Origin of the sequence: Bradyrhizobium sp. AZCC 1678 (genome assembly GCF_036924765.1) — a bacterium.
GTDB classification, from domain to species: domain Bacteria; phylum Pseudomonadota; class Alphaproteobacteria; order Rhizobiales; family Xanthobacteraceae; genus Bradyrhizobium; species Bradyrhizobium algeriense.
Map to the genome: position 1 here is coordinate 6652901 of NZ_JAZHSE010000001.1, position 25661 is coordinate 6678561.

At 63.4% G+C, this 25661-nt stretch carries 27 protein-coding genes; 10 read left to right on the forward strand and 17 right to left on the reverse strand.

Features of this window, described 5'->3' with window-relative positions; genetic code table 11:
• Window positions 1-36: 36 nt before the first annotated feature.
• The 3 genes from V1294_RS31930 to V1294_RS31940 all read right to left on the reverse strand — a co-directional run bounded on the left by V1294_RS31930 (window position 37) and on the right by V1294_RS31940 (window position 2178).
• Window positions 37-948: a S49 family peptidase gene (locus V1294_RS31930; protein ID WP_334484290.1), complete on the reverse strand. Its 912-nt coding sequence runs from the start codon at window positions 946-948 to the stop codon at window positions 37-39.
• A gap of 242 nt (window positions 949-1190) precedes the next feature.
• A complete protein-coding gene (locus V1294_RS31935) occupies window positions 1191-1958 on the reverse strand; it encodes a tRNA1(Val) (adenine(37)-N6)-methyltransferase (RefSeq protein WP_334502803.1) in 768 nt (255 codons plus the stop codon).
• On the reverse strand, window positions 1951-2178 hold the full coding sequence (locus V1294_RS31940; RefSeq protein WP_212420243.1) for a putative signal transducing protein: 228 nt from the start codon (window positions 2176-2178) through the stop codon (window positions 1951-1953). Before V1294_RS31940 ends, V1294_RS31935 begins: the two co-directional genes overlap by 8 nt.
• 133 nt (window positions 2179-2311) lie before the next feature.
• Here V1294_RS31940 and V1294_RS31945 point away from each other — a divergent pair, with 133 nt between their 5' ends.
• Both V1294_RS31945 and V1294_RS31950 read left to right on the forward strand, forming a co-directional pair.
• Complete coding sequence (locus V1294_RS31945; protein WP_334484295.1) at window positions 2312-3319, forward strand: polyprenyl synthetase family protein; 1008 nt, start codon at window positions 2312-2314, stop codon at window positions 3317-3319.
• 198 nt (window positions 3320-3517) lie between these two features.
• Window positions 3518-4147 carry a LysE family translocator gene (locus tag V1294_RS31950; RefSeq protein ID WP_334502805.1) on the forward strand — a complete coding sequence of 210 codons (630 nt, stop codon included), beginning with the start codon at window positions 3518-3520 and terminating at the stop codon, window positions 4145-4147.
• 92 nt (window positions 4148-4239) lie between these two features.
• Here the strand turns inward: V1294_RS31950 and V1294_RS31955 are convergent, their stop codons facing one another.
• From V1294_RS31955 to V1294_RS31965, 3 genes are all read right to left on the reverse strand, one after another.
• Window positions 4240-5124 carry a 4-(cytidine 5'-diphospho)-2-C-methyl-D-erythritol kinase gene (locus V1294_RS31955; RefSeq protein WP_334484301.1) on the reverse strand — a complete coding sequence of 295 codons (885 nt, stop codon included), beginning with the start codon at window positions 5122-5124 and terminating at the stop codon, window positions 4240-4242.
• Between the two features lie 27 nt (window positions 5125-5151).
• A complete protein-coding gene (locus tag V1294_RS31960) occupies window positions 5152-6933 on the reverse strand; it encodes a tetratricopeptide repeat protein (RefSeq protein WP_334484303.1) in 1782 nt (593 codons plus the stop codon).
• Between the two features lie 263 nt (window positions 6934-7196).
• Window positions 7197-8855, reverse strand: coding sequence for an electron transfer flavoprotein-ubiquinone oxidoreductase (locus V1294_RS31965; protein WP_334502807.1), 1659 nt, complete (start codon window positions 8853-8855; stop codon window positions 7197-7199).
• Window positions 8856-8988: 133 nt separating this feature from the next.
• On the opposite strand from V1294_RS31965, the gene V1294_RS31970 reads away from it, so the two are divergent.
• On the forward strand, window positions 8989-9825 hold the full coding sequence (locus V1294_RS31970) for a uracil-DNA glycosylase (protein ID WP_334504903.1): 837 nt from the start codon (window positions 8989-8991) through the stop codon (window positions 9823-9825).
• Between the two features lie 45 nt (window positions 9826-9870).
• Here the strand turns inward: V1294_RS31970 and V1294_RS31975 are convergent, their stop codons facing one another.
• From V1294_RS31975 to V1294_RS31995, 5 genes are all read right to left on the reverse strand, one after another.
• On the reverse strand, window positions 9871-11379 hold the full coding sequence (locus V1294_RS31975; RefSeq protein WP_334502809.1) for a glycosyltransferase family 39 protein: 1509 nt from the start codon (window positions 11377-11379) through the stop codon (window positions 9871-9873).
• An 81-nt stretch (window positions 11380-11460) separates the two neighbouring features.
• Window positions 11461-12252 carry a ribonuclease HII gene (locus V1294_RS31980; RefSeq protein ID WP_442895398.1) on the reverse strand — a complete coding sequence of 264 codons (792 nt, stop codon included), beginning with the start codon at window positions 12250-12252 and terminating at the stop codon, window positions 11461-11463.
• A gap of 58 nt (window positions 12253-12310) precedes the next feature.
• Window positions 12311-12886 (reverse strand): GNAT family N-acetyltransferase, encoded by a 576-nt coding sequence (locus tag V1294_RS31985; protein ID WP_334502811.1) that lies wholly within the window; start codon window positions 12884-12886, stop codon window positions 12311-12313.
• A gap of 61 nt (window positions 12887-12947) precedes the next feature.
• Window positions 12948-13397: a VOC family protein gene (locus V1294_RS31990; RefSeq protein ID WP_334502814.1), complete on the reverse strand. Its 450-nt coding sequence runs from the start codon at window positions 13395-13397 to the stop codon at window positions 12948-12950.
• Between the two features lie 159 nt (window positions 13398-13556).
• Window positions 13557-14717 (reverse strand): PA0069 family radical SAM protein, encoded by a 1161-nt coding sequence (locus V1294_RS31995; protein WP_334502816.1) that lies wholly within the window; start codon window positions 14715-14717, stop codon window positions 13557-13559.
• Between the two features lie 189 nt (window positions 14718-14906).
• Between V1294_RS31995 and V1294_RS32000 the strand changes: the two genes are divergently transcribed.
• Window positions 14907-15479 carry a glycosyl transferase gene (locus tag V1294_RS32000; protein ID WP_334484321.1) on the forward strand — a complete coding sequence of 191 codons (573 nt, stop codon included), beginning with the start codon at window positions 14907-14909 and terminating at the stop codon, window positions 15477-15479.
• A 154-nt stretch (window positions 15480-15633) separates the two neighbouring features.
• Complete coding sequence (locus V1294_RS32005; RefSeq protein WP_334502818.1) at window positions 15634-16563, forward strand: bifunctional helix-turn-helix transcriptional regulator/GNAT family N-acetyltransferase; 930 nt, start codon at window positions 15634-15636, stop codon at window positions 16561-16563.
• Between the two features lie 148 nt (window positions 16564-16711).
• Here V1294_RS32005 and moaB read toward each other — a convergent pair whose 3' ends face one another.
• Together moaB and ypfJ are read right to left on the reverse strand one after the other, a co-directional pair.
• Window positions 16712-17275, reverse strand: a complete 564-nt coding sequence (gene moaB, locus V1294_RS32010) for a molybdenum cofactor biosynthesis protein B (protein WP_334484326.1) — start codon at window positions 17273-17275, stop codon at window positions 16712-16714.
• Between the two features lie 147 nt (window positions 17276-17422).
• Complete coding sequence (ypfJ, locus tag V1294_RS32015; RefSeq protein ID WP_108518478.1) at window positions 17423-18361, reverse strand: KPN_02809 family neutral zinc metallopeptidase; 939 nt, start codon at window positions 18359-18361, stop codon at window positions 17423-17425.
• A 277-nt stretch (window positions 18362-18638) separates the two neighbouring features.
• On the opposite strand from ypfJ, the gene V1294_RS32020 reads away from it, so the two are divergent.
• The 3 genes from V1294_RS32020 (at window position 18639) to V1294_RS32030 (ending at window position 21202) form a co-directional block, all read left to right on the forward strand.
• Window positions 18639-19772 carry a site-specific DNA-methyltransferase gene (locus V1294_RS32020; RefSeq protein ID WP_334502820.1) on the forward strand — a complete coding sequence of 378 codons (1134 nt, stop codon included), beginning with the start codon at window positions 18639-18641 and terminating at the stop codon, window positions 19770-19772.
• A 230-nt stretch (window positions 19773-20002) separates the two neighbouring features.
• Window positions 20003-20329 carry a hypothetical protein gene (locus V1294_RS32025; protein WP_334484331.1) on the forward strand — a complete coding sequence of 109 codons (327 nt, stop codon included), beginning with the start codon at window positions 20003-20005 and terminating at the stop codon, window positions 20327-20329.
• A 186-nt stretch (window positions 20330-20515) separates the two neighbouring features.
• On the forward strand, window positions 20516-21202 hold the full coding sequence (locus V1294_RS32030) for a glutathione S-transferase family protein (RefSeq protein ID WP_334502822.1): 687 nt from the start codon (window positions 20516-20518) through the stop codon (window positions 21200-21202).
• Between the two features lie 210 nt (window positions 21203-21412).
• Here V1294_RS32030 and V1294_RS32035 read toward each other — a convergent pair whose 3' ends face one another.
• Window positions 21413-21844, reverse strand: coding sequence for a nuclear transport factor 2 family protein (locus V1294_RS32035; protein WP_334484336.1), 432 nt, complete (start codon window positions 21842-21844; stop codon window positions 21413-21415).
• An 88-nt stretch (window positions 21845-21932) separates the two neighbouring features.
• On the opposite strand from V1294_RS32035, the gene V1294_RS32040 reads away from it, so the two are divergent.
• Window positions 21933-22853, forward strand: a complete 921-nt coding sequence (locus V1294_RS32040; protein ID WP_334484339.1) for a LysR family transcriptional regulator — start codon at window positions 21933-21935, stop codon at window positions 22851-22853.
• A gap of 139 nt (window positions 22854-22992) precedes the next feature.
• On the opposite strand, the gene V1294_RS32045 is transcribed toward V1294_RS32040, so the two are convergent.
• The 3 genes from V1294_RS32045 to V1294_RS32055 all read right to left on the reverse strand — a co-directional run bounded on the left by V1294_RS32045 (window position 22993) and on the right by V1294_RS32055 (window position 25063).
• On the reverse strand, window positions 22993-23610 hold the full coding sequence (locus tag V1294_RS32045) for a glutathione S-transferase family protein (protein ID WP_334502824.1): 618 nt from the start codon (window positions 23608-23610) through the stop codon (window positions 22993-22995).
• A 129-nt stretch (window positions 23611-23739) separates the two neighbouring features.
• Window positions 23740-24219 (reverse strand): nuclear transport factor 2 family protein, encoded by a 480-nt coding sequence (locus V1294_RS32050; protein WP_334502826.1) that lies wholly within the window; start codon window positions 24217-24219, stop codon window positions 23740-23742.
• A 19-nt stretch (window positions 24220-24238) separates the two neighbouring features.
• On the reverse strand, window positions 24239-25063 hold the full coding sequence (locus tag V1294_RS32055; protein WP_334502828.1) for a helix-turn-helix domain-containing protein: 825 nt from the start codon (window positions 25061-25063) through the stop codon (window positions 24239-24241).
• Window positions 25064-25213: 150 nt separating this feature from the next.
• Between V1294_RS32055 and V1294_RS32060 the strand changes: the two genes are divergently transcribed.
• Complete coding sequence (locus V1294_RS32060) at window positions 25214-25588, forward strand: nuclear transport factor 2 family protein (protein WP_334502829.1); 375 nt, start codon at window positions 25214-25216, stop codon at window positions 25586-25588.
• Window positions 25589-25661: the final 73 nt, after the last annotated feature.

The following is a 25661-nucleotide window of genomic DNA, read 5'->3' on the forward strand; positions in this document are numbered from 1 at the left end:
ACTAAATGGCGCGGCTCGATGACCTGCAGTTGATTTCTAGAACCCGAATTTGGCCCAAATCGCCCGGGTCTCGAGCGCCGAAATCAGGTCATCCGGCAGTCCCCCGATACCGTCGAATGCGGCCAGCGAACCCGCTCCCGGCGACCTGCGGCCCAACAGCCCGGACAGCATGCCGCTGGCGGGCGCAATGACAGGCGTCAGCACCTTCTCACCGTAACGCTCGCGCAGCGTCGACCTGATATCGCCGATCTTGTCCGCAAGACCCAGCGACACGGACTTCTCGCCCGCCCAGTACTCGCCGGTGAACAAGACGTCCTCGGTTCCCTTGAGCCGCGCACCGCGGCTCCCCTTGACCAGCGCGATGAAGATGGCGTGGATCTCGCGCTGAAGCGCCTTCAGGCGCGCCACGTCATCGGGATCTTCGGGCAAGAACGGATCGAGCATCGCCTTGTGCTCGCCTGCCGTGTAAAGCCGCCGCTCGACGCCAATTCGCTTGAGCAGGTCCTGAAAACCGAAACTGCCGCCGACCACGCCGATCGAGCCGAGGATCGAGGACGGATCGCAGAATATCTCGTCGCCGGCGCAGGCGATCATGTAGCCGCCGGAGGCGGCGACGTCCTCGACGAACACCAGCACCGGCAGTTTCTTTTCCGCGGCAAGCTGCCTGATCCGCAAATAGATTTGCCGCGATTGCACCGGCGAACCGCCGGGCGAATTGATCACCAGCGCCACCGCCTTGGCGTGTTTGGTGGCGAAAGCGCGCTCCAGCGTCTTGGCGATGCCCGCCAGCGTCAGGCCCGGCCGCAACGGCGTCACCGCGCCGATGACACCCGACAGGCGGACCACCGGGACGACGGCAGCGTCGCGCCGGAATTTTGCCGGAATGAGTTGCTTCACCCTGTCAATGAGGTTCGGCAATCCCGCGCGATCACTTAATTGTTCACTCATGCCGTTACCTCGAATTAACCATTTTTTATCGCACCAGTGTCATTGCAAAGGCCGGAACGCCTTTTGCATTGCAGACGTTAAAGCTGCAATGGCGCAGCGGAGACTGACATGAAAATCTACCTGCTGATAATGCTCATCGGCAGCCTTCTGGCCGCGATCCACTTTACATCGGCACCCAAGCAACAGTCAGAGACGCTTCCGCAATAGCGTCCTGTTCCGGAAAATGGGCGTGCGAGCCACCGTTACGGGGACGCGAGCGGCAAGCTCCCCTTCCCGGCTAAAATCTCCTGCACTCCTTTATTGGGCGCGCCCTGCTCGTCATTGAGCATCAGGGCGGGATGGATTTGTGTCGGCGTCCGCCCACCCTTGGTGGCGCGAACCAGGATGCGATTGGCAGGCGCCCGCGGCTCGCCGTGAACCGGCAGGACCTGCAAACTCCCGAAACCGTGATCGAGCGCCGAGAGCACCGCGGCAATTCCGTCGGCGCGCCAGACCAGCGTCAACGCTCCCCTCGATTTGAGAATGCGCCGCGCGGCGTGAACCCATTTCGAGAGCGTCGTTGCGGTCGCCATATGCGCGGTCCCGCGCGCCGTGTCCGGCGAGACGCGATGCCGCGCGGGATCGTTGAAGGGCGGGTTCATCAGCACCGCATCGACGCTGTCAGGCGCTAATCCGGCAGCGGCAAAAGCCGAGGCATCGGCTTCCACATCGAGCACGATCACGTCAGCGTGAATCGCATTGGCATCCGCATTGGCGCGCGCAAGCCCTGCCAGCGCGGCATCGATCTCGACCAGGACGAGATCGATGCCGGTCACGCGCCTGGCGACCGCCAGGCCCGCGGCCCCGACGCCGGCGCCGAGATCGACCACGCGGTCGCCCGAACGGGCTGGCGTCGCCGCCGCCAGCAGCACCGCATCGTGACCGGCGCGATGTCCGGATTTTAGTTGCATCAAACGCAATTGCCCGCCGAGAAACGCATCTTCGGTGAGTTCGAGTACCGGGTCAGTCATCGGGGCGCAATTCGTGAGCCAGGCCCGCCTCGGCCAGCAACTGGCGGGCCGCGCGATTGTCATCCTCGTGAACCAGGATGCGGCGTGGCAGGATGCCGAGCGATCCCTCGATGACGCTCATGTTCTGATCCAGCACCAGATGATGGATGTTGGCGCCGTCGAGCAGCGCGCCGACTGCGGAAACCAGCACGATATCGTTGGTCCTGACCAATTCCCGCAAGGGACGCTCTCCTTTTCGCCCGGGTGCGACAGCGGCACCGGGTCTGTCAACCGCTACGTGCCCTTGCCGCCTTAGCCGGCACTTTCTATTGTAGAACAAGGATAGTGCGAATTGGCCAAAATTGGAGACCCGCGTGGCGGTTATTGTACCCTTCGAAAGCCCGAACGCTTCGATCGACGCGTTGGTCGGGCTCGTCGCCGCCGACATGGAGCGGGTCAACGCCACGATCCTGTCGCGGACGGGGTCGGAAGTCACCATGATTCCGGAAGTCGCCAACCACCTGATCTCGTCGGGCGGCAAACGTCTCCGCCCGATGCTGACGCTGGCGATGGCAAACCTCACCGGCTATTCCGGCGACGGCCATATCAAGCTCGCGGCTTCCGTCGAATTCATGCACACCGCGACGCTGTTGCATGATGACGTGGTCGACGAGAGCGAACTGCGCCGCGGCAAGCTGTCGGCGCGGATGCTGTGGGGCAATGAGGCGAGCGTGCTGGTCGGCGACTTCCTGCTCGGCCAGGCTTTTCGCATGATGGTCGAGGTCGGCTCGCTGCGCGCGCTGGACATTCTCTCCTCCGCCGCGGCCACCATCGCCGAAGGCGAAGTGATGCAGCTTGCGGCCGCCAAGAACACCGCGACCACCGAGGACGAATACCTCGCCGTCATCCGAGGCAAGACCGCCGAACTGTTTGCCGCGGCTTGCGAGGTCGGGCCCGTGATCGCCAACCGGCCGAAGGCCGAGCAGACCGCGTGCCGCTCGGTCGGCATGAATCTCGGCATCGCGTTCCAGCTCGTCGACGACGTGCTGGACTATGGCGGCAAGGCCGCGAAACTCGGCAAGAACATCGGCGACGATTTCCGCGAGGGCAAGATCACGCTGCCGGTGGTGCTGGCGTTCCGCCGCGGCAATGACGGCGAGCGCAAGTTCTGGGTCAAGGCGTTGGAGCGTGGCGAGATCGGCGACAGCGACCTCGATCATGCCATCGGGTTGATGACCAAGCACCGCGCGCTGGAAGACACGATCAGCCGCGCCCAGCACTACGGCGCGATGGCCGTCGACGCGCTGGCGCTGTTCCCGGCCTCGCCGATGAAGACTGCGCTGGAGCAGGTCGTGGCGTTCTGTCTGGCGAGATCGCATTAACGCGCACCGCCGTCATTGCCTGCGACAAACGCGAAGCGTTTGCGCAAGGGAGCGAAGCGACGAAGCAATCCATGCTTCCTTTGCGGCCCAATGGATTGCTTCGCTTCGCTCGCAATGACGCCGCTACTATCATTCACGCCGTTGGCAGCCTATTGATGGGTTTCGCGTCGCTCTACCCATCCTACAAGAGAGATCGCATTGAACGGCACCAGTTTCACGTTGTTTCTCCTGGCCGCGCTTGTCATCGCCGCTGTCCCCGGTCCTGGAATCTTCTACGTCGCCGCGAGGACGCTGTCGGGCGGCAAGCGAGCCGGCATCGCGTCGACGTTCGGGACGGCGCTCGGCGGGCTCGTACATGTGATCGCGGGCGGACTTGGCGTCTCGGCGATGATCCTTGCCAGTGCCGAGCTGTTCACCGTACTCAAATTCGCAGGCGCGCTCTATCTGGTCTGGCTTGGCCTCAAGACGTTTCGCGAGGCGCGCGATCTGCTGCCGCAACAGGCCATCGCTACCGGTACAGAACGGGTGTTTCGGGAAGGCGTGCTGGTCGAAGCCCTCAACCCGAAGACCGCGGCGTTCTTTCTGGCTTTCATTCCGCAATTCCTCGATCCGGCCGGCGGCTACCCTGCGCTCCAGTTCATCGCGCTCGGCCTGATCTCGGTGGCGCTCAACACGCTGGCCGATGTCGTCGTGGTGATGATGGCCGCGACGGCGCGCGCCGGTCTCACGCGCAATCCGAATCTGCTTCAACGATTGCGGCAGGGCTCGGGGCTGTTCATCGCAAGCCTCGGTATTTCGCTGGCGCTGGCGCGGCGGCCCAACTCGTAGGATGGGTAGAGCGCAGCGAAACCCATCAATTGTCGCCAATGGGTATGAATTGATGGGTTTCGCTTCGCGATACCCATCCTACGAAGAGAATCTCAGCTCAGCGTTCCCGCATGCACCCACCATCCAGGGTGATCGCGCCGGATCTTCTCCGCCGCGCGGCCGGCTTCGGCGGTGTTCTCGTAGATCGCAAAGCAGGTGGCGCCCGATCCGGACATCCGTGCCAGCCAGGCGCCGTTGGTCGCGTTGAGCGCTGCGATGACGTCACCGATCACGGGCTGGACGCGCATGGCCGGCGCTTCCAGATCGTTGGAACTGGCGGCGAGCGCTTCAACCCAGTCCTCGAGCGATGCTACCCCGTCGGGCCAGTGGTCCTGCAGCAGCACGTCGGTGGCGCCGACCAGCAATTCGCCGTTGCGCAGGCCCAGCGCGGCAAAGACGTCTTTGGTCGCGACGGGAACGCCGGGATTGACCATCACGCAGGGCATTTTCGGCAAGTTCAGCGGCTGCAGCGTTTCGCCGACGCCGGTCATGACGCAGCCGCGTGAGTTGACGCAGACCGGTACGTCGGCGCCGGTCAGTTCCGCGACCTCGATGATGCGAGGATCGTCGAGCGCGAGCCCGTTCAATTGCGAAAGCAGCCGCAACGCCGCCGCGGCATCGGCCGAACCTCCGCCGATTCCGGCCGCCACCGGCAAGACCTTGTCGAGCGAGAAGCTGCCGGCCTTCATATTTGGTACGCGCTCGGCCAGCAGGCGCGCGGCCTTGAGCACCAGATTGTCCGACGTCTCGCCGCAAGCCAGCGCCAGCGGCCCGGACATCTTCAATTCCAGATTCGAACCCGGCGTCAGTGTCAGCCGGTCGGCGCAGTCGGCGAACGCCACCACGCTTTCAAGATCATGAAAACCGTCCGCACGACGGCCGTTCACCTGCAAGGTCAGGTTGACCTTGGCGCGCGCCTCATCACTCAATGCCGGCATTACCGAACAGCCCCCAAAGTCCTTGCCTCAGCCGCCCCTGCCGTCTTCTTTCTTCTTGTCGGCGGAAGCCGCAGAAGAGGTGTCTTCGGGCAGACCGTTGGCGATCTTGGCCTCGATCTTCGGCAATTCCTCCGCCTCAGGCTTGAGGTCGCGGGCATGGGCCCACTGGAATTTGGCTTCCAGCGTGCGCCCGACGCGCCAATAGGCATCGCCGAGATGGTCGTTGATGGTCGGATCCTCGGGCTTGAGATCGATCGCACGCTCGAGATTCTTCACCGCGTCCTCAAAATTACCGATCCGGTAAAACGCCCAGCCCAGCGAATCCACGATGTAGCCGTCGTCGGGGCGCTGATCGACGGCGCGCCTGATCATCTTCATGCCTTCGTCGAGGTTGATGCCCTGATCGATCCAGGAATAGCCGAGATAGTTGAGGACATGCGGCTGCTCGGGCTGCAGCTCCAGCGCCTTGCGCATGTCGGTCTCGGCCTTGCTCCACTGCTTGGAACGTTCCTCGCAAATGCCACGATAATAATAGGTGACCCAGGTGTTCTTGTCGGTCACCCCGGGCATCGCATCGATCGCCAGCGAATAGGTGTTGGCGCAATCGTTGAATTTCTTTCGGCCGCGCTCGATGTTGCCGAGCGCCATGATGGCCTCGATATCTTTCGGAGCTTCCCCAGTGACGCCCTTCAGGATCTTGATCGCCTCTTCGCTGCGGTCGGCGGCGTCGAGATTGGTGGCAAGCTGGATCTGCGCATTGCGCTTGAGCGGCGAACTGGCCGGCATGCGCTCGTAGACCTTGATCGCCATCTGGGGCTTCTTCACGGACTCATAGAGATCGGCGAGCGACAGCAGCGCCAGCGGGTGATTGGGCTGCAGGTAGAGCGCGAGCTGCAGATAGACCAGCGCCAGATCCTCGCCGCCGCGGCGGGTCAGCGTGGCGCCGATGCCGTACAGCGCCTCGGCTGCGCCGGCCTGCGCCGAATCGACCAGCGGCGACATCTTTTTGCCGGCCCGGGTGTCGCGCAGCCCTTCCTGCACCAGCGGATGCCGCGGCAGCTTCTTGTCGAACGCCTCGTAAATGCCGGCCGCCGCCGCGCCGTCCTTGTTGCGCGACAACCAGCGCGCATAAGCGTCGGACACACGCAGCATCGAATCGTCGAGCTTGTAGGCGCGCTCGAACCGCGTGCCGGCATCCTTGTCCTTGCCCGATATTTCCAGGATCATCCCGGTGTGGAGATCCTTGAAGATCGGATACCATTCGGGGCCGGTCAGCTTGTCGATACCTGCAACCGCCGCCTTGGCATCGCCCGCGCCGTAGCTCGCCCATCCCGACAGCAGCGTCGCCACCAGGTCGGTTATCGGTCCGCGGATCGACTGGTTGATGTTGAGCTGCGCGGCGGGATATTTCTTCTGCTTGAGGTCGCGTACGCCGACCACCAGCCGCGCGACGCGGTTCGCCTTGTCCATCGTCAGGATGCGATCGGCGAGCTTGACCGCTTCATCGATGTCGCCATCGGCAAGCGAGGAGATGAAGGCGCGGTCCAAAAGTTCGTTGTTCTTCGGATCGGTGCGCAGCGCGGAGCGATAGAACGCAGCGGCCGAAGCCGCGTCGCGCTCGACGCTGGCGTGGCGCGCGGCCAGATAGCTGCCGGACGTCGTCAGCGATTTCAGATCGGCCTTGCTGGGGAATTGCGCGGCGTTATCGCCCGTGTGTTCGGGCGTCTGGGCCAAAACCGCAGCCGGTGCGGCCAGTGCGGCGAGAGTAATTGCGGCGAAGGTCCAACGATTCATACGAGTGGAAAGCATCACGTTCGCCTTGCTCCAGGATGTATGGCGGGATCGTTACGATCGGTCTCGAATGCAAACCCAAGCGGCGGCATCTCGGGCAGCGACAATGCCGCTTTTGGCCCTCAACCGCAAGGATACGGGTTGGCGAATCGATTGGCAGATTAGGCCCTTGAGGCTTCGATTTAGCCAGCTCAACCCGGAAACGCTTTTACTATGGCGGTATCGTGGCCGGAGGCGGTATCACCCTCCTCCAGCTCACGCAATCGTGGTCTACGGCCTCGCTACATACCCTGGTAGTTGGGCCCGCCGCCGCCCTCGGGCGGAACCCAGGTGATATTGCCGTTCGGGTCCTTCACGTCGCAGGTTTTGCAGTGGACGCAGTTCTGGGCGTTGATCTGGAAGCGCGGACCTGAGGTTTCCTCGACCCATTCGTAGACGCCGGCCGGGCAATAGCGGTTCGACGGACCGGCATAGACATCGTGCTCGGACGCCTTCTGCAGGTTCATGTCGGCGACCTTGAGGTGGATCGGCTGGTCCTCTTCATGATTGGTATTGGAGAGGAACACCGACGACAGCTTGTCGAAAGTCAACTTGCCGTCCGGCTTGGGATAGGCGATCGGGGTGTGCGCCTTCGCCGCATCCAGCGTCTTGCGGTCGGGCTTGGCGTGCGACTGGGTTCCGAACAGCGAGAAGCCCAGCGTGTTGCACCACATGTCGAAGCCGCCGAGCGCGACGCCGATGATGGTGCCGAACTTCGACCACAGCGGCTTGACGTTACGAACCCGGTGCAGGTCTCGGCCGACGGCGGAATCCCGCCAGGCGTTCTCATATTCAACCAGTTCGTCGTTGGCGCGCCCGGCGGTAAGCGCTGCGGCGACATGTTCGGCGGCGAGCATGCCGCTGCCCATAGCATTGTGCACGCCCTTGATGCGCGGCACGTTGACGAAGCCGGCGGCGCAGCCGATCAGCGCACCACCCGGGAAACTCAGACGCGGCACCGACTGATAGCCGCCCTCAGTAATGGCGCGCGCGCCATAGGAAAGCCGCTTGCCGCCTTCGAAGACGGTACGGATCGCAGGGTGGGTCTTGAAGCGCTGGAATTCGTCGAACGGCGACAGATACGGATCGTCGTAATTGAGATGCACGACGAAGCCGACCGCCACCTTGTTGTCGTCGTAGTGGTAGAGGAATGAGCCGCCGCCAGTCGAATTGTTGAGCGGCCAGCCGAACGAATGCTGGATCAGGCCCTTCTGGTGTTTTGCGGGATCGATCTCCCAGACTTCCTTCAGCCCGATGCCGAATTTCGACGGCTCACTCTTGGCGTCGAGCGAGTATTTCGCGATCAACTGCTTGCTCAGGCTGCCGCGCGCACCTTCGGCGAACAGCGTGTACTTGCCCAGCAGTTCCATGCCGCGCGTGAAAGAGTCCTTGAGGCTGCCATCCCTGGCAATGCCCATGTCGCCGGTCGCGATACCCCGCACCGCACCGTTGTCATCATAAAGTACCTCGGCCGCGGCAAAGCCCGGATAGATTTCGACGCCGAGCGCCTCCGCCTTCGGCCCCAGCCAGCGGCAGACATCGCCGAGCGAGCCGATATAGCAGTGATGGTTATTCATCAGCGGCGGCATCGCGAAGTTCGGCAGCCGGATCGCGCTGGTTGCGGTGGTCCAGTAGAAGCGATCGTCCTTGACCTGCGTCTTCAGCGGACAATCCGCGTCCTCACGCCAGTCCGGGATCAGTTTGTCGAGGGACACCGGATCGATCACGGCGCCTGAGAGAATATGCGCGCCGACTTCGGAACCCTTCTCCACCACGACGATGCTGAGATCGGCATTGAGCTGCTTCAGCCGGATCGCCGCGGCAAGGCCCGACGGCCCGGCGCCGACGATCACGACGTCGAATTCCATGGATTCGCGGGGAGGAAGTTCTTCTGCACTCATGATCTGATCTCAGCCCGATTGAGAACGGCTCTAAAGGCTGGTTGTTTCCGATTTTTGCGCCGATAACAACCATGGAAATGCGAGGCGAGGCGTTTCACGCCGGCGCGATCCATATTAGATTGGCATAATGGATTTGATCCCCGAACCCGCGCCTAATATCAGGCAATTGCTGGCCTTTTATCTGGAGGCCGGGGTCGATTGCGCGTTGACGGAGGCGCCGGTCGATCGGCTGAGCGAGCCCGACGCCCCGATCGCCCCCGTCCCGGTCCGTGAGACGACGCCAGCCCGCCCGATCAGGGAAGTGCCCGCCGCGACGCCGGCGGTTCCGCGCAGCGAAATAGCGCCCCCGCCGGAAGCGGCGATCGCCATCGCGCGCGAAGCGGCGCGAACGGCGCCGACGCTGGAAGCGCTGCGCACGCTCCTGGAAAATTTCGAGGGCTGCGCGCTGAAAAACACCGCGACGCGGCTGGTGTTTGCCGACGGCAATCCGCAGGCGCGCATCATGTTCGTCGGTGAGGCGCCCGGGCGGGACGAAGACATCGAGGGCCTGCCCTTTGTCGGGCGTTCCGGCAAATTGCTCGACCGGATGATCGCGGCGATCGGGCTCGACCGCAGCAAGGCCTATATCGCCAACGTGATCCCCTGGCGGCCGCCCGGCAACCGGACGCCGACGCCGCAGGAAACGCAAATCTGCCTGCCGTTCATCCAGCGGCAGATCGAGCTCGTGAACCCGGACGTGCTGGTGACGCTCGGCAATCCCTCGACGCAAACGCTGCTGTCGACCCGCGAGGGCATCATGAGGACCCGCGGGAAATGGTTCGACTACGACACCGGCACCCGCACCATCCGCGCCATGGCGACGTTCCATCCGGCCTACCTGTTGCGGTCGCCCTCCTACAAGCGGATGTCGTGGCAGGATCTGCGCGCGATTGCAAAGGCACTTGAGCAGACAGTGTCTCCCTCATCCTGAGGAGCCCGCAAAGCGGGCGTCTCGAAGGATGGGCCGAGGGACCGACTACGGCGCCTTCGGCCGCACGATGGCCCAGCCGACGCGCAACAGCGGCTGGCGGCCGTTCACCATCCATTCGAAGGCGCGCGGCACTTCCGGCACCAGGCCCGGAAAGCGTTGCGCGATCTCGGGAGGCGGCGTGCCTGAGGTGTCGGAGGCGCGCCAGACCACGACGCCGCCGGTCTCGCTGAATTTCGCGGCCGACAGCCACGGCGTTCGTTCCGGCGTGGCGTCGAGCAACAGATGCGGGCGCCCGGCGCTCATCGCGATGAAACTCGCCAGTTGCGGATCGCCGGCTACCGCGCGCAGCCGCTGGTTGGTTCGCCGTTCGAAATTGTCGCCGAAGAAATGCGCAATCGCCTTCGCCGGCAACGCGGTCGGCACTTCGGCAGCGCCGGTCCACGGCAGAACAAACGCGGTCGCGATCACCGCGACGGCGGGAGCGGCGACCGCCGCGGCCCAGACCGTGCGCAACACGCGCTGACGCCGCAGGTGAATCAGATCGCCGGTCGCCACGATCACGGCAAGCCCCGACATTAGCAATGCAACGCCCGCGCCGCCCACGACGTGGTCGAAATTGAACAGCCCGGCCAGGAAACTTCCGAGCAGCGCCGGGGCGATGGCGAAGAAATAGACGAAGTCGCGCGCCAGCGGATCGACCGGTGGCCGATAGATGATCGGCGCTTCCCCGGCATTGCGGGCGAACCAGCCGGAATTGAGGATTGCCAGCAGCACGATGGCGGACATCGCGAGCGCCAGGCCGATGAGCAGCCCACCCCATTGCAGGACGCGCGCGCCAAGATCGGAGATCGCGGGCCATGGCGGCATGGCGAGTGCGTCGGCGCGGAGCAGCCAGATCAGATAGGGCAACGCCAGGACGGCGATCACGAGCAGCGCATAGAGCGGGTCGAGCGACATCAAGACCCGCCGCCCCCGCACGGTGGCAACGGCAAATCCGGCGAGCAGCAGCAATATTCCGGGCGCGGCCGACGTCGTCAGCAGCAGCAGCCCGGCCTCGATCGACCAGGCGAACCACGCATTGCGCCGGTTCTGGCCGATCAATTGCCAGGAATGCAGCAAAAGCAGCGCCCACAGCGGGCGCGCCAGCACCAGCGGGCCGAACTCGACGCCGGGCGAGCTGAACGCCACCACCGTCATCGAGAGCAGGACCGCGAGCACCGCCTGCTGCCCGCCGACGATCGCGCGGGCCAGTTGATAATAGATCCAGAAGGTGACGACGGCGCAGGCCTGCGCCAGCAGATAGACGCCGAACATGTTGTTGCCGGCGGCTCGGAAAGCAATGTCAGCGAGCCAGAACGCCAGCGGCGGACCGAGCCAGGTTCCGACCTGGTACTCCCGGCCGAAGGCCAGCACGGTCGCAAGGTCGCCGGGCGGACTCGGATAGAGCAGCATCGGCAGGATCAGCCAAAGCCCGGCCTGGGCCAACACCACGATCCAGACCACCAGGCGCGGCCGGGCGCGGATCAGTTCGACAACGAGCGAGGTGAAGCGCATGAAACGTCCGAATGCCGGGCCGGGCAGCCCTGTCCCCCAGGGACGTTTGATAGAGCGCAGGAGCCGCCGAGGCAACCGGCCTCAGGCCGTGACTGAAATCTCGGAAGTAATCTCTTCGTCCACGGTAAAGAGATCGGGTTCGACCGTCTCTTGGGCCGTCTCGGGGTAATGTTTCAGCCGCGCGGCGATCACCGGCGCGAAAAACCGGCGGTGGTGGATGCTCGGGCCTAACCGGTCCAGCGCCTCGCGATGTTCCGGCACGGCGTAGCCCTTGTGGGTTTCGAAGCCGTAGCCCGGGCAATCCAGCGCCAATGCGCACATCAGGCGGTCGCGCGTTACCTTGGCGATGATCGAGGCGGCTGCAATCGACATGACGATGCCGTCGCCGCCGATTACTGCGTCGCAATCGCAGGGCACGTCGATCTTGTCGCGGCCATCGACAAACACATGCTGCGGCATTTCGGGCAGCGCGCGCACGGCCCGCGCCAGCGCCCAGAGCGAGGCGCGCAAGATATTGTCGCGATCGATCCGCGCCGGCGAGGCAAAGGCGACCGCAAAGGACGATGTCGCGCAGATTTCCTCGAACAGTTCCTCGCGGCGCTCGGCGGTCAGCCGCTTGGAATCGTCGATCCCTTTGGGAATTCGCCTGGGATCGAGCACAACGGCGGCCGCCACCACCGGACCTGCCAGCGGACCGCGGCCGGCCTCGTCGCAGCCGGCCACCGGCCAGACGCCACGCTTGATCAGCGCTCTTTCGCGGCGAAAGCTCGGCGGCGCGACTGCGATTACGCCCTTGAGCGGCTCGGCCTGTTCCATGCCAGCCTTCTTGTCGGTCTTTTTGGTGTTTTTCTTGGCGGACTTGTCCCGAATCATGCCGGGATCGTGCGAAAGCGCGCGCCCGGGCGCAACCGGAAACCCGGCACAATTCCCGTTATTCAGCGCGCCGCCGTTGCCACTCCGCGGCCTCAATCACATAAACGCTCCGACTTCCGCGTTCGGGATCCGCAATCGTCTCCTGATAGCGCATTCCGAGCTTCTCGAGCGCATGAATGGACGGTGCATTTCGCGGATCGACCAGCCCGAGCAATCTGCCGCATTTGAGTTGCTCGAACCCAAAGGCAAGCTGCGCCTCGCCGATTTCGGTTGCGATCCCCTTGCCCCATGCCCGGCGCGCAAGGACAAACCCGATCTCAAAATCGTCGGCTCCCAGCGCGTTGCATGGGGACAAGCCGGCAAAGCCGATGATATCGCCCGCGGGCTTTTCCATCAGAACCGCCATCCCCGTGAGGCTGCGGCCGAAGGTGAAGAATCGCCGAATGAAATCTTCGGCGGCGTCCCCTGCCATCGGCGCTCCGGAAAATGCAAAGCGCATCACATCGCTGTCACCGAAGATCAGATTGTGCAGAACCGATATGTCCTCTTCCACCACAGCGCGCAGAATTAGCCGCGGCGTCGTCAAGATGACGAGCGGCTGCTGTTCCGATAGCGGTGCGGGCTTCTGGTTCATCAAGCTCCAATACCGCAACTTGCCGGCAGAGAGAAGCGGCGTGGCCATCGCATCGTGGGTTCTAATCCGGCAGATGAACCCGCCGGTCGTTGCCAACCTCGATGCCGGGCGCAACCACGACTTCCCAGGGGTGGTTGTCGGGATCGCCGAAATAGCCGGAGTAACCGCCGTACTCGGTCTTGTGTGCGGACTTCAATAGCGACGCGCCGCAGGAGATGGCGAAATCCAGCACGATGTCGACCTCCTCGACGGAGCCGCAATTCCAGGCGAGCGTCGTTCCGCGAAAGGTTTTCGGCCGCGGCTGATCCGGCAGTGTGGCGTCACGGGCGAGTTGATCCCACGGGAAAAGCGCGATCAGCGTGCCGCCAGTGTCGAAGAAAGCGACCGCCTCGCCGGTTGCCTGCATTTTTCGGGCAAAGCCGAGCGCTTCGTAAAACGCGATACTGGCGCGCATGTCGGTTACGCCGAGCGTGATGACCGTGAACCGGGGGGTTGGCGCTTTGGTACTCATGCTACTCTCCTATCCGTCATTGCCTGCGACAAACGCGAAGCGTTTGCGCAAGGGAGCGTAAGCGACGAAGCAATCCATTGTTCCGTGGCGACATGGATTGCTTCCGCCTTCGCTCTTCGAGCTACGGCGGACAAGTCGCTTGCGCCCGAATGACGGCTTCTAGAACAAACTCAGTTGCTGTCCGCTTCGCTTCGGCTTGATGAAATGATCGGTCGTCAGCTTCGAGCGGCGCTTGTTGAGGCCGAGCTTTTCGCAGGCGATTTCGAACCGCCGTCCGATCATCCAGGCCATCGGCCCGGTACCCTTCATCCGCGTGCCCCATTGCGAGTCGTAGTCGCGCCCGCCGCGCATGTCGCGGATCAGGGTGAAGACGTGACGGTAACGGTCGGGATAGTTCGCCATCAGCCATTCGCGAAACAGGTCGCGCACTTCCAGCGGCAGCCGCAGCAGCACGTAGCTTGCTTCCTTGACACCGGCATGGGCTGCGGCATCGAGAATGCGTTCGATCTCGGAATCGTTCAGCGCGGGGATGACAGGCGCGACCATCACGGTCGCGGGAATGCCGGCCTCCGACAATTGCCGCAGCGCCTCCAGCCGCTTCGGCGGCGTCGAGGCGCGCGGCTCCATGGTGCGCGCGAGCTTGGGATCGAGCGTGGTCACGGATATGGCGACCTTGGCCAAATTGCGCTTCGCCATCCGCTGCAGAATATCGATGTCGCGCGTCACCAGCGCCGATTTGGTGACGATGCCGACGGGATGGCCGGCGCGATCGAGCACTTCGAGAATGCCGCGCATGATTTTGTGCTCGCGCTCAATCGGCTGATACGGGTCGGTGTTGGTGCCGATCGCGATCATGCGCGGCTCGTAACCGGAGGCGGCCATTTCCTTCTCGAGCAGTTCCGGCGCGTCCGGCTTGGCCAGCAGCTTGGATTCGAAATCGAGCCCGGGCGACAATCCGAGAAAGGCGTGGGTAGGCCGCGCGAAGCAGTAGACGCAGCCATGCTCACAGCCGCGATACGGATTGATGGAACGGTCGAACCCGACGTCGGGCGAGTCGTTGCGGGTGATGACCTTGCGCGAGGTATCGAGCGATACCGTCGTCTTGAACGGCGGCAGTTCGTCCAGGCTCTGCCAGCCATCGTCGAAGGCGACCCGCGCCTCGGCCTCGAACCGGCCGCTATCGTTGGACTGCGCGCCGCGGCCACGCCGTCGCTGGCCTTCGATGGCGACCGCAAGCTCAGGAAAAGGTGTCGCACCCGCCGGCTCGGAGGGCGCCGTGACCGGCGGGTGCTTGAGGGCATGAGAGGATGCTCGGCTCATGAAGCGAACATAGCACGTCGCAAGAACAAATCAAGAACATCATCGACAACAATCACAACGAAGCGCAAACATCGGAAAAGGGTATTGGCGCCAGTGCCGCAAAAAGCTGCACGCAAGCGGCTGTTTTGATTGTGACAACATGATAACGGTGCGGCGTTTTTCCTCGTTTGAGTCACCGAAGCCTCATCCATGTTGAGCGTGATCATTCCAACCGAAGGGGTCGAGCAGCCCGCCGTCGCAACGCTTGCAGCGCTGGTGCCGGGAGCTGCAGCCGGCGTCATCCGCGAGGTGCTGCTGGTCGACAGGGCCGGCAACGGCGTGATCGAACGGGTGGCCGACGTCGCCGGGTGCCGCTTTCTCGGGTTTGAAGGAACACGCGCCGCGGCGCTGGCCGCAGGCGCGCGGGCGGCGCGCTCGCCATGGCTGATGTTCCTGCACGCCGGCGCGGTGCTCGACAATGGATGGATCGACGAGACCACGCAGTTCATCCAGAACGTATCGAGCAGCGACCGGCCGCGCGCCGGGGTCTTTCGCTATGCCCGCTCGCCCTATGCCGACACGCGGCTGCGCGACGGCTTCAAATTCGTCGCCCGCATGATTACCGGCCCGTCGGCGGAACAAGGCCTCCTGATCGCGCGCGATCATTATGAGCGGCTTGGCGGCTACCGGCCGGATTCGCGCCGTTCCGAGACGCGGCTGTTGCGCCAGCTCGGCCGCTCGGCGCGCACCCAGTTGCGCAGCCGGATCATGGTCGTCGCCTAAAAGCGGTACACCGCAGGGCCCAGACACAAAATATCGAAAACAACCCCATGCAAAGTAGAACGGGGCTGGCGCGCCTCGCAGGATGCCTGCCGTCAAATATATACTTGCCAAAAGCAACTATATATTTGACAATGGCAAATATCGAGGGAGTATCATGCCCCAACCGGATTCCGAACGAGACGTCGCGGCGGTTCGCGCCTTCAACCGCTTCTACACCCGCAGGCTCGGCGTGCTGGACCAGCAGGTCGTGAAAAGTCCGTTCTCGCTGAGCGAAGCCCGGGTGCTGTACGAGCTCGCCCACCGCGAAGATCTCTCGGCCAAGGAGATCGGCACCGAACTGGGCCTCGATGCCGGCTATCTCAGCCGGATCGTGCAGAATTTCGATGAGACCGGGTTGATCACCCGCGAACCGCTGCCGTCCGATCGCCGACAATACCGGCTCGGATTGACCGCCAAGGGCCGTCAGGCGTTCGCCAAACTCGAGCGCAATACAAAGGACGACGTCGCGGCGATGCTTGCCGCGCTGACACGCGGCGGCAGGGAGCGCCTGATCGGGGCAATGACCGACATCGAGCGGCTGCTCGGTGATGGCAGTGTAGCGCCAAAGCCGGCGACGCTGCGCGAGCCGCGTCCCGGCGACATGGGATGGGTGGTGCAGAGCCACGGCGCGCTCTACGCCCGCGAATACGGGTGGGATTCCTCGTTTGAGGGCCTCGTCGCCGAGATCGCAGCCAAGTTCCTCAGCTCGTTCGACGCATCGCGGGAACGTTGCTGGATCGCTGATATCGAGGGAGCGCAGGTCGGCTCGATATTTCTGGTGCGGCACACCGACGATGTCGCCAAGCTGCGGCTCTTGCTGGTCGACCCGGCCGGGCGTGGCCAGGGGCTGGGCCATCGGCTGGTCGGCGAATGCATCGCGTTCGCGAAGGCCTGCGGCTATCGCCGGATCACGCTGTGGACCCAGAGCATTCTGGTTGCCGCCCGCAAAATCTATCACGAGGCCGGGTTCAAGCTGGTCGCCACCGAGCCGCACCGCAGTTTCGGCCAAGACCTGATCGGCGAAACCTGGGAACTCGAATTGTGAAGTCCGCGCGTCGCGATACATCGCGGCGCGTCACGCCGGACCTCCTGGACTTTTACATCAAGCGTGCACATGGGTTGCGCGAAGAGTGGTATCGCAACATGTGGCATGCGATCTGGTCGCGGCTGGTTAGGCCACGCTAGAATCTTCGTCAGGCCGACGCGCCTTGTGCTTTAGGCCGCCGCAGATGCTCGTCGAGCCGCGGCATGATCTCGACGAAATTGCAGGGACGCGTGCGGTAATCGAGCTGGGCGGCGAGGATGCCGTCCCACGCATCGCGGCAGGCGCCCGGCGATCCCGGCAGGCAGAAGATGAAGGTCGCACCCGCAACGCCGGCAGTGGCGCGGCTTTGCACCGTCGAGGTGCCGATCTTGGCGTGGCTCAGCATGTGGAAGGCGATGGAAAAGCCATCCATCCGCTTCTCGAACAGCGGCTCGACCGCCTCCGGCGTCACGTCGCGGCCGGTAAATCCAGTACCGCCGGTGGTGATGATGGCATCGACGCCCTCGTCGGCGATCCATCGCTTGATGATGACGCGGATCGCATCAATGTCGTCGACGATGATCTCGCGCGCGGCAAGCCGATGACCCGCCGCCGTCAGCCGCTCCGCCAGCGTGGTGCCGGATTTGTCATCGGCCAGCGTGCGGGTGTCGGAGACCGTCAGCACCGCGATGTTGAGCGGCACGAATTGTTTTGATTCATCGATGGAGGACATGACCGCTTCTTCCCGTCGTGCCCGGCCTAAAGCGCGAAGCGCGTCTTCGCGTTGAAAATGCCGGGCATCACCTCTTCAAACTACAACGCGCCTTCAAACTACAACGCGAAACTACAACGCGCCGTCAAACTATAACGCGCCTTCAAATTACAAAGCGCCTTGGGCAAACGTGTTGCAGGCCTGCACCGTGCCCTGCTGGTAGCCGGTCATGAACCATTGCTTGCGCTGTGCCGCGGAGCCGTGGGTGAAGCTGTCCGGCACCACCCTGCCCGTCGACTGTCGCTGCAGCGTGTCGTCGCCGATCGCGGTTGCTGTTTTCAATGCCGCGTCGATGTCGCCGGCTTCGACGAAGCCCGGACGTTTCTTTTCCTCGCGGTTGACCCAGACGCCGGAAAGACAATCCGCCTGCAGTTCGACCTTGACCTGGAGCGCGTTGGCTTCCGCCTTGCTGCCGGCCTGCTGCTGCAGCCGCTGCACCCGCGGCAGGATGCCGAGCAGGTTCTGGATGTGATGTCCCGCTTCATGGGCGATGATATAGGCTGTCGTGAATTTGCAGGTGCTGCCCGAACAGCCGCGAAAGCGCGTCTCGACTTCGCGGAAGAAACCGGTGTCGAGGAAGATCTGCTTGTCCGGCGGGCAGTAGAACGGTCCCATCGCCGATTGCGCCATGCCGCAGCGGCCGCCATTGGTGGCGTTGCGAAACAGCACGATGCGCGGTCCGGTGTAATTCTGTCCGCTGGACTGGAAGATCTCGCTCCAGCGGTCATCGATCTCGCCAAGAATGCCGGCGATCATGCTGCCGACTTCGTCTTTCGGCGCGCCGGTCTTGGCCGGCCCCGACCGGCGATCGGTCTGGTAGGTCGGCGCCTGGTTGCCGCCGGTCAGGATTTCGGCGCCGCCGATCAGGATGCGCGGATCAATTCCGAAAGCATAGCCGACCAGGCCGAGCACGATGATGGTGCCGATGCCGAGCCCGCCGCCGCCCATCGGCAGACCAAAACCGCCACCGCCGCCACCCATTCCGCCGCCGCTATCGTCGCGACGGTCTTCAATGTCGTCGCTGCGGCGGAAATCATCGTAACGCATGGCGGTATTTCCTCATCCCCGGCTGTTTGCTCGAATACGCAACGCGGCAATCACGTAAAATTTCCATTCCATTAATCAATAACCCGCCCGGCAAAAATTGCCTAGTGCGCAAGCGGCCGCAATCTCTGCTGGCAATGGTACCGGCAGACTCTTCCGCATTCTCTGTCGGCAACAGACTTGGTTAAGTCGATTTTTACTTTGCGGGGTCAATGTATCGCCAGTCGGTTGTTTAGTCCCGCGTCGCCGACAGCGTCGCCTGAGTCAGAGTAATTGAGTCATGGTAGTGTCGCGTCGCGGGGCGTCTGCAAGGGCGCCCCGCACTAAATTTGAGTCTGAGTCCAGCGCTCGCATCGTCGTCGGCGATTGCGTCGCCGAGATGTCGAAGCTTCCGGCTGGTTCCGTCGATCTGGTGTTCGCAGATCCGCCGTATAACCTGCAGCTGAAGGGCGACCTCAAGCGTCCCGACGAATCCCATGTCGATGCCGTCAACAACGACTGGGACAAGTTCTCATCGTTTGCGGCCTATGACGATTTCACCCGCGCCTGGCTGCTGGCCTGTCGCCGGATCATGAAACCGTCGGCAACGCTGTGGGTGATCGGTTCCTATCACAACATTTTCCGCGTCGGCGCGATCATGCAGGACCTCGGCTTCTGGGTCCTCAACGATATCGTCTGGCGCAAGACCAATCCGATGCCGAATTTCCGCGGCCGCCGCTTCACCAATGCCCATGAAACCATGATCTGGGCGGCGCGCGACGAGAAGGCCAAGGGCTATACGTTCAATTACGAAGCCCTGAAGGCCGCCAACGAGGACGTGCAGGCGCGTTCCGACTGGCTGATCCCGCTCTGCACCGGCGAAGAGCGTCTCAAGGGCGCCGACGGCAAGAAAGTGCATCCGACCCAGAAGCCCGAGGGCCTCCTGGCGCGCGTGCTGTTGTCGTCGTCGAAACCCGGCGACCTCGTGATCGATCCCTTCAACGGCACCGGCACGACCGGCGCCGTGGCAAAACGTCTCGGCCGCCGCTACATCGGCTTCGAGCGCGACAAGACCTATGCGAAAGCGGCCGAGGAGCGCATCGCGGCGGTCGAACCGCTGCCCGACGCGACGCTGGCGCCGTTCATGACCGCGCGCGACGCCCCCCGCGTGGCGTTCTCCGAACTGATCGAGCGCGGCATGATTCCGCCCGGCACCAAGCTGGTCGACTCCAAGAAGCGCCATGGCGCACTGGTTCGCGCCGACGGCGCCATCATGCTCGGCGACAAGGTCGGCTCGATCCACCGCATCGGCGCGGTCGCGCAAGGCTCGGGCGCCTGCAACGGCTGGACCTTCTGGCATGTCGAGACCAAGAGCGGCCTGAGGCTGATCGACGAACTGCGCGCCGAAATCCGCTCGGGGATGGCGGTGGGCTAAGCGGCGCTCGGCGCAGGACACCTGCGGCGCGTCGCGGCAGGACGCGCCAAAGCACCGCACCGTGCAGACGACCTCGGCTATGCCGCGAAATGCGGCCTGCCTACCCCCTGCGCAATCACCCCGATCAACCGGCATGGCAGGCGTGTCAGGCGCGCGGGTGGTCACGTGCCTTTTCGTCGCTATCTGAGGGGACACCTGCTATATTCATTATCCCAAATGAGATTACTGCCATGCGCACGCGAGGCTCCGAGTCGTTCATCGTGCTGCCACTGCTGCCGATCTTCCTGATCGGCTTGTTTCCAATACTGCTGTTGAGCTTGCTCGGCCCCGCCGGACTGATCATCCTCGGCATTCTGGTCGCCAGCGCGGGCTTGACCGACATTCTCGACGCCAGCGGCACCTTCAGCGAGCAGATCATCGTCCACGGCTATGCGCGAGGATCGGAGCGCACGGGGCAAAGAACGGCGCTGCGCTCGGAAATGCGCTTCGCATCCCTCATGATCGCTGCCGGTGCCGGCCTTGCGGTCGCCGGCATAGGCGGTCTGGCGCTATCGTAGAGAGCGAGTTTCGCTCGTCTCGAGAGCGAGCTTCGCTCGTCTCGAGAGCGCCGGCCCGGGCCCGGTCACAAACTCGTCGCTTGCGCATCCCGCAAAAATTTGAGCATGGACGTGACACAAGGCGGCAATGCCGCCCCGTGCCGCAATAAACCGTCCTGCCAAGAAGCAATGGGAGAGAATTCCAAAATGCTCAAATTCTATTTCAACGGATCGCCCAACCCGACCAAGGTCGCCCTCTTCCTCGAGGAAGCCGGCCTTGCCTACGAGCCGGTCGCCGTCGACACCCGCAAGGGCGACCAGTTCAAGCCGGAATATCTCGCCATCAATCCGAACGCCAAGGTGCCCGCGATCGACGACGACGGCGTCAAGGTGTTCGACAGCAACGCCATCCTGCTCTACCTCGCCGAAAAGACCGGCAAGTTCCTGCCTGCGAACACGCCCGCCAACCGCGGCGAATTGCTGTCATGGCTGATGTTCGCCGCCACCGGCGTCGGCCCGTATTCCGGCCAGGCCGTCCACTTCAAGCATTTTGCGCCGGAAAAAATCGACTACGCCCATAACCGCTACCAGTTCGAGGCGCAGCGGCATTTCGGTATCCTCAACGATCATCTTGCGAGCCGCCGCTATATGGTCGGCGACACCTATACCATCGTCGACATGGACGTCTGGGGCTGGGCCCGCATGCTCCCCTTCGTTCTCGGCGAGGATGCGGTCGCGAAATATCCCAACGTCAAGCGGCTGGTCGATGAGATCATGGCGCGGCCGGCGGCCGCCAAGGCGATCGCGCTGAAGGATAGCTTCAAGTTCAAGGCCGAGATGGATGACGAAGCCCGCGGCAACATGTTCAAGCACATGTCGGTGAAGGCGGCCTGAATTTCTTCACCCGCCCCTTGAGGGGGCGGGTCGGCGCGACGCGCCGGGGTGGGGTGACGGTCCCTCCACATCCAACAGTGTTCGTGTTGAGAGACCTTCACCCCACCTCGGTTCGCATTTCATGCGAACCGATCCTCCCCCTCCAGGGGAGGATCGGTAGCTTGCGCGTTGACAGATTCGCGCCTCCGCCCACCTGACGAGATCCACGACCTAAGCCGCCGCCACCTTCCGCTCTTGCGGAAACTTCCCCAGCACACGCTCCACCAGCGCGGAATCGCAGTATTCCTTGATCTCCTTGATCTTGCCGTTCTCGATCCGCCAGACCATGCAGTACTGATTGTCGTAGCGCTCCCCGGACTTGGTGACATTGTCCCCGCGGGCTTCGACGACGACGTAATCACCCTCCGCGATAAAATTGAACGCCAGCGTGCGCGGCCGCCCGGCGGCGAGGCGCGACCGCAAATGACCCATCAGGCCGTTCTGGATCGCATCGCGGCCCCTGAATTCGTGCGACCACGAATATTGTCCGGTGACGATCCAGGTCACATCCTCGGCGAGGTTATCGACGAAGGTGGTGCCGCTCCGGTTGGCGGAATCTGTGTAGACCTGCTGCACTAGTTTCTTGTTCGCTTCTGCGCTCATGGCGGCTCTCCTTTGATCTGTGCTGCAGATCATCGCGCGCGGCATGCCATTCTTCCAATCGATAATGAATATGATATATATTCACTCCATGAATTTGAACTCGCTTGACCTCAACCTGCTGGTCGCGCTCGACGCGCTGCTCAGGGAAGTCAATGTCAGCCGCGCCGCGATGCGGATCGGGTTGTCGCAGCCGGCCGCCAGCCATGCGTTGCAGCGGCTGCGCGACCTGATCGGCGATCCCCTTTTGGTTCGCAATGGAGCACGGATGGAGCTGACGCCGCGGGCACAGGCGCTGCGCGCGCCCCTGGCGCAGGCGCTCGATCAGGTGCGCTCCCTGTTCATCGCCGATGAGTTCGACGCCGCGCGAAGCGAACGCCAGTTTCGCCTGATGATGCCGGATCTCGCCGTCGAGCTTTTGATGCCGCCGCTGATGGAGAAGATCACGAAGATAGCGCCGAACGTCCGGATCGACGTCGTGCCGTGGCGGGGACCTGCGATCTTCACCGCGGAGTTCGCCCGCACCATCGACATGGTGATCTCGATCGGCAACGCCTTTACCGGATTTCACCGGCAACGGCTCTACACCGACAGCGACGCGCTCGCGGTGCGGCGGGGCCACCCTATCGGCGCGCGGCTGAAGCGGCCGGACGTGTTTCTCGAGGCGCGCCACGTCGCGGTCGTGATCCGCGGCCAGAGCGAGGACCTGATCGACATCTGGCTGCGCCCCAAGGGCATCGAGCGGCGGATCGCGCTGGTCGTGCCCGGCTATATCGAGGCGCTGCATGTCGCCGCGCGCACCGATCTCGTCGCCTTCGTGCCGCGCCGGCTGATCGGCGCGCTGTCGAAGCAGCTATCGCTGACAACAGTCACGCCACCGCTCGATCCGGGGATCGACGAGCAGTTCATGTTCTACCCGACCCGGGCGCAGATGGACCCTGGTTCGATCTGGCTGCGCAACATCATGCTCGGCATCGGTCGAGAAATGGAGCGCGGGAAAAAGGCTGCGTAGGGTGGGCAAAGGCGCCCTTGCGCCGTGCCCACCATCTCTCCATGCGCGCGCGGCGGCGTGTCGGTGGGCACGCGGAGCCTGTCATCGGGCGCGCATTCGCGCGACCCGTTGGCTTTGCCCACGCTACACGCCTGAAATCTCAGGCCTTCACGTCCGCCAGCACCTTCTGCACTGCCGGCCGCTCCGACATCCGCTTGCGGTGAGCGACCACCTTCGGCAGCGCCGCGACATCGACACCGTCGCCCTCCAACCAACCGACGATCGTGAACAGATAGGGGTCGCACACCGTGTACTGCTCGCCCATTACCCACGGTCCCTTCAGCATGTCGCGCTCGATCAGCGCGAACGCCGCGGCCATGGTTTCCGGCACCTTGCGCTTCATGTCGGCGAACGAGGATTCCTCGACCGCCCAGCGATAGCCGCGCCCCTTGTGCGCATGATTGACGTGCACCGTCGCGCAGAGATAGCTGTTGAAGGACTGCGCCTGCGCGAAGGCGAACGGGTCGTCCGGCATCAGCTTGGCCTGCGGAAAGCTCTGCGCAATGTAGGCGAGGATCGCCGGCGTTTCGGTCAGGGTGCCACGGTCGGTCACCAGCGCCGGCACCCGCCCCTTTGGATTGATCGCAAGATATTGCGGGGTGGTCTGCTGGCCGTTCTTGAAGTCGAGCCGCTCCGCCGCATAGGAGGCGCCGGCCTCCTCCAGAGCGATATGCGAAGCCAGCGCGCAGGTGCCGGGGGCGGTATAGAGCTTGAACATGGTGATCCTCACGGGGGAAGCCGGAGGTTAACCGCGCGCCTGTCCGCCGTCCATCCCCGGAGCGTTGAGGCCCCCCTGCACTACACGCAAGCCAGGGCATGCCGGCCGGCTTGCCCGCAGCCGGCGCATTCACGCCGCCGCGCGGTGCTGAAGCTTTCCCTTGATATAGACGCTGACGATCGTGTCATCGGCGGGATAATGCTCAGGCGCGACCGCCGTGATCTGGGCCTGGATGCATTTCCACGCACCGTTCTCGAACAGGTAGGTGTCGGTATAGGTGGTCATGCCGGTGACTTCATTGCCATCGCGGCGGCGCGTGCATTTGTTGGTGGAACGCACCAGCGCAACGTCGCCGATGACGGTAATGAGTTCGTCACAGACGTCCCAGTACACGACGACCTCGGGATCGAAGGCCGTAGCCCAGTATTTCAGATATGTCGCGCGATCCCACCGCTGGCCCGTGGGCAAGATGCTGATGAAGCCGGGATGCAGAATGGCGTCGTGCGAAGCCACGTCGTTGGTCACGAAATTATGGATGAAGCGGGCGTTCAACGCACGCAATTCGTTTATCGTCTCGGCCGTTTGGTGATTACGCAGAGCATGTTGCATTTCCATCTCCTGAGTTTTGTTAAAGTGCCAGTTGTCGCGCCTTCTCGGCGGTCGCGTCGTCCGCCGGGAAAAAACACTCGATCTTGATCTGTTGCAGCGCTGCATCCATCGGCATCGCCAGTATCGTGAAGGTGGAGAAGAAGGCGAGATGAAAGTCACCCTTGGCAAGGTGCATCGTCATGACCGGAGCGGCCGCCGACGCTTGTCGCGGAAGCCTCCATTCGGCGGATAATCCTGGATAGGCCATGATTTCGCCGAGCAGCTGCGCCGCAGCCCGGCTGCCTTGCGCGACGTCGCGATGAAGGATCTGGATCAGCTGGCCGGCGAACTCATCCCAGTTCACGATGAACTGCCGCAGCCCCTTCGGATGAAAGACGACGTGCATGGCGTTGTCGGCAAGCCCGGCCGCCATCTCGTATGAATCGCGAAAGGGTTTCAGCAGGCGCGCCGATCCCTGGTTGCGCATGCGGATGTCCCAGCGGCCGTCGATGACAATCGCCGGGTACGGCTCCTGCTGACGCAGGATGAAATCCAGCGCTTGCTGCACCGGCTGCAGATTATCGGCGGCCAGTCCCTTGTCGCTGTAGGGCGGCACGAAGCCGGCCGCGACATGCAGCGCGTTCCTCTCCTCGAGCGGCAGATCGAGCGCACTGCCGAGCAACTGCACCATCTCGCGGCTCGGTTGAGAGCGGCCGGTTTCCAGAAAACACAGATGTTTGGCGGAGACATTTGCATCAACCGCCAGTTCGATCTGGGTAAGGCGGCGCACGTTTCTCCAGTGCTTCAGCAGGCTGCTGAAATGCCCGTTCGCGACGTCCTGCGAACTCTGGTTTGGCGCGCTCATGTGCGGCAATCTAGACCATCACGTCGGAAGGGCAATTACCTCGGATGTAAGTGACTGTCCGACGATTCCTTGCAAGAGTTCACCTGCGAAACGCGCGATGAGTTGCCCGCCTCGATCGTGCAGGGAATACAGGGAAGGACAGGAGCGCTCATGGAAAGCGATGCGATCACGAAGATCGTGACACAATATATGGCGGCATGGAACGAGCCGGACGATGCGGCCCGACACGCCTTGCTCGAGCAATGCTGGAGCGACAACGGCGTCTATCTCGATCCGAACGTCTCGCTGGCAGGGCGTGACGCGCTGGCGACGAAGATCGGCGAGGCGCTGGCCAGCCGGCCCGGCGCACGGCTCGAGTTCATGAGCGGCATCGATGTGCACCACCATGTGGTCCGCTTCCTCTGGCACCTGGTGCGCGCGGATGGAACCAGCGGCGACACGTCGATCGATTTTGGCGAGGTCGGTCCCGACGGCCGGCTGGTCAAAATCTTCGGCTTCTTCGGTGCTCCGCCACCGCTCGGTTGAATCGTCTGCCGCCGTGAGCCTGTCCGCCGGCTACCTTCGCAGTTGCCCCCTTGCCGCCTCTCATGCCATGACG

Bases quoted from the DNA above. Each gene is read 5' to 3' on its own strand.
- V1294_RS31965 (WP_334502807.1), bottom strand. From the start codon at position 8,855: ATGAGTGCAGAAGAACTTCCTCCCCGCGAATCCATGGAATTCGACGTC.
- V1294_RS31935 (WP_334502803.1), bottom strand. From the start codon at position 1,958: ATGACTGACCCGGTACTCGAACTCACCGAAGATGCGTTTCTCGGCGGG.
- V1294_RS32045 (WP_334502824.1), bottom strand. From the start codon at position 23,610: ATGTTCAAGCTCTATACCGCCCCCGGCACCTGCGCGCTGGCTTCGCAT.
- V1294_RS31960 (WP_334484303.1), bottom strand. From the start codon at position 6,933: ATGCTTTCCACTCGTATGAATCGTTGGACCTTCGCCGCAATTACTCTC.
- V1294_RS32035 (WP_334484336.1), bottom strand. From the start codon at position 21,844: ATGAGCGCAGAAGCGAACAAGAAACTAGTGCAGCAGGTCTACACAGAT.
- ypfJ (WP_108518478.1), bottom strand. From the start codon at position 18,361: ATGCGTTACGATGATTTCCGCCGCAGCGACGACATTGAAGACCGTCGC.
- V1294_RS32000 (WP_334484321.1), top strand. From the start codon at position 14,907: ATGTTGAGCGTGATCATTCCAACCGAAGGGGTCGAGCAGCCCGCCGTC.
- moaB (WP_334484326.1), bottom strand. From the start codon at position 17,275: ATGTCCTCCATCGATGAATCAAAACAATTCGTGCCGCTCAACATCGCG.
- V1294_RS32020 (WP_334502820.1), top strand. From the start codon at position 18,639: ATGGTAGTGTCGCGTCGCGGGGCGTCTGCAAGGGCGCCCCGCACTAAA.
- V1294_RS32025 (WP_334484331.1), top strand. From the start codon at position 20,003: ATGCGCACGCGAGGCTCCGAGTCGTTCATCGTGCTGCCACTGCTGCCG.
- V1294_RS32060 (WP_334502829.1), top strand. From the start codon at position 25,214: ATGGAAAGCGATGCGATCACGAAGATCGTGACACAATATATGGCGGCA.
- V1294_RS32055 (WP_334502828.1), bottom strand. From the start codon at position 25,063: ATGAGCGCGCCAAACCAGAGTTCGCAGGACGTCGCGAACGGGCATTTC.
- V1294_RS31990 (WP_334502814.1), bottom strand. From the start codon at position 13,397: ATGAGTACCAAAGCGCCAACCCCCCGGTTCACGGTCATCACGCTCGGC.
- V1294_RS32040 (WP_334484339.1), top strand. From the start codon at position 21,933: ATGAATTTGAACTCGCTTGACCTCAACCTGCTGGTCGCGCTCGACGCG.
- V1294_RS32050 (WP_334502826.1), bottom strand. From the start codon at position 24,219: ATGCAACATGCTCTGCGTAATCACCAAACGGCCGAGACGATAAACGAA.
- V1294_RS32005 (WP_334502818.1), top strand. From the start codon at position 15,634: ATGCCCCAACCGGATTCCGAACGAGACGTCGCGGCGGTTCGCGCCTTC.
- V1294_RS31995 (WP_334502816.1), bottom strand. From the start codon at position 14,717: ATGAGCCGAGCATCCTCTCATGCCCTCAAGCACCCGCCGGTCACGGCG.
- V1294_RS31980 (WP_442895398.1), bottom strand. From the start codon at position 12,252: ATGATTCGGGACAAGTCCGCCAAGAAAAACACCAAAAAGACCGACAAG.
- V1294_RS31955 (WP_334484301.1), bottom strand. From the start codon at position 5,124: ATGCCGGCATTGAGTGATGAGGCGCGCGCCAAGGTCAACCTGACCTTG.
- V1294_RS32030 (WP_334502822.1), top strand. From the start codon at position 20,516: ATGCTCAAATTCTATTTCAACGGATCGCCCAACCCGACCAAGGTCGCC.
- V1294_RS31975 (WP_334502809.1), bottom strand. From the start codon at position 11,379: ATGCGCTTCACCTCGCTCGTTGTCGAACTGATCCGCGCCCGGCCGCGC.
- V1294_RS31930 (WP_334484290.1), bottom strand. From the start codon at position 948: ATGAGTGAACAATTAAGTGATCGCGCGGGATTGCCGAACCTCATTGAC.
- V1294_RS31985 (WP_334502811.1), bottom strand. From the start codon at position 12,886: ATGAACCAGAAGCCCGCACCGCTATCGGAACAGCAGCCGCTCGTCATC.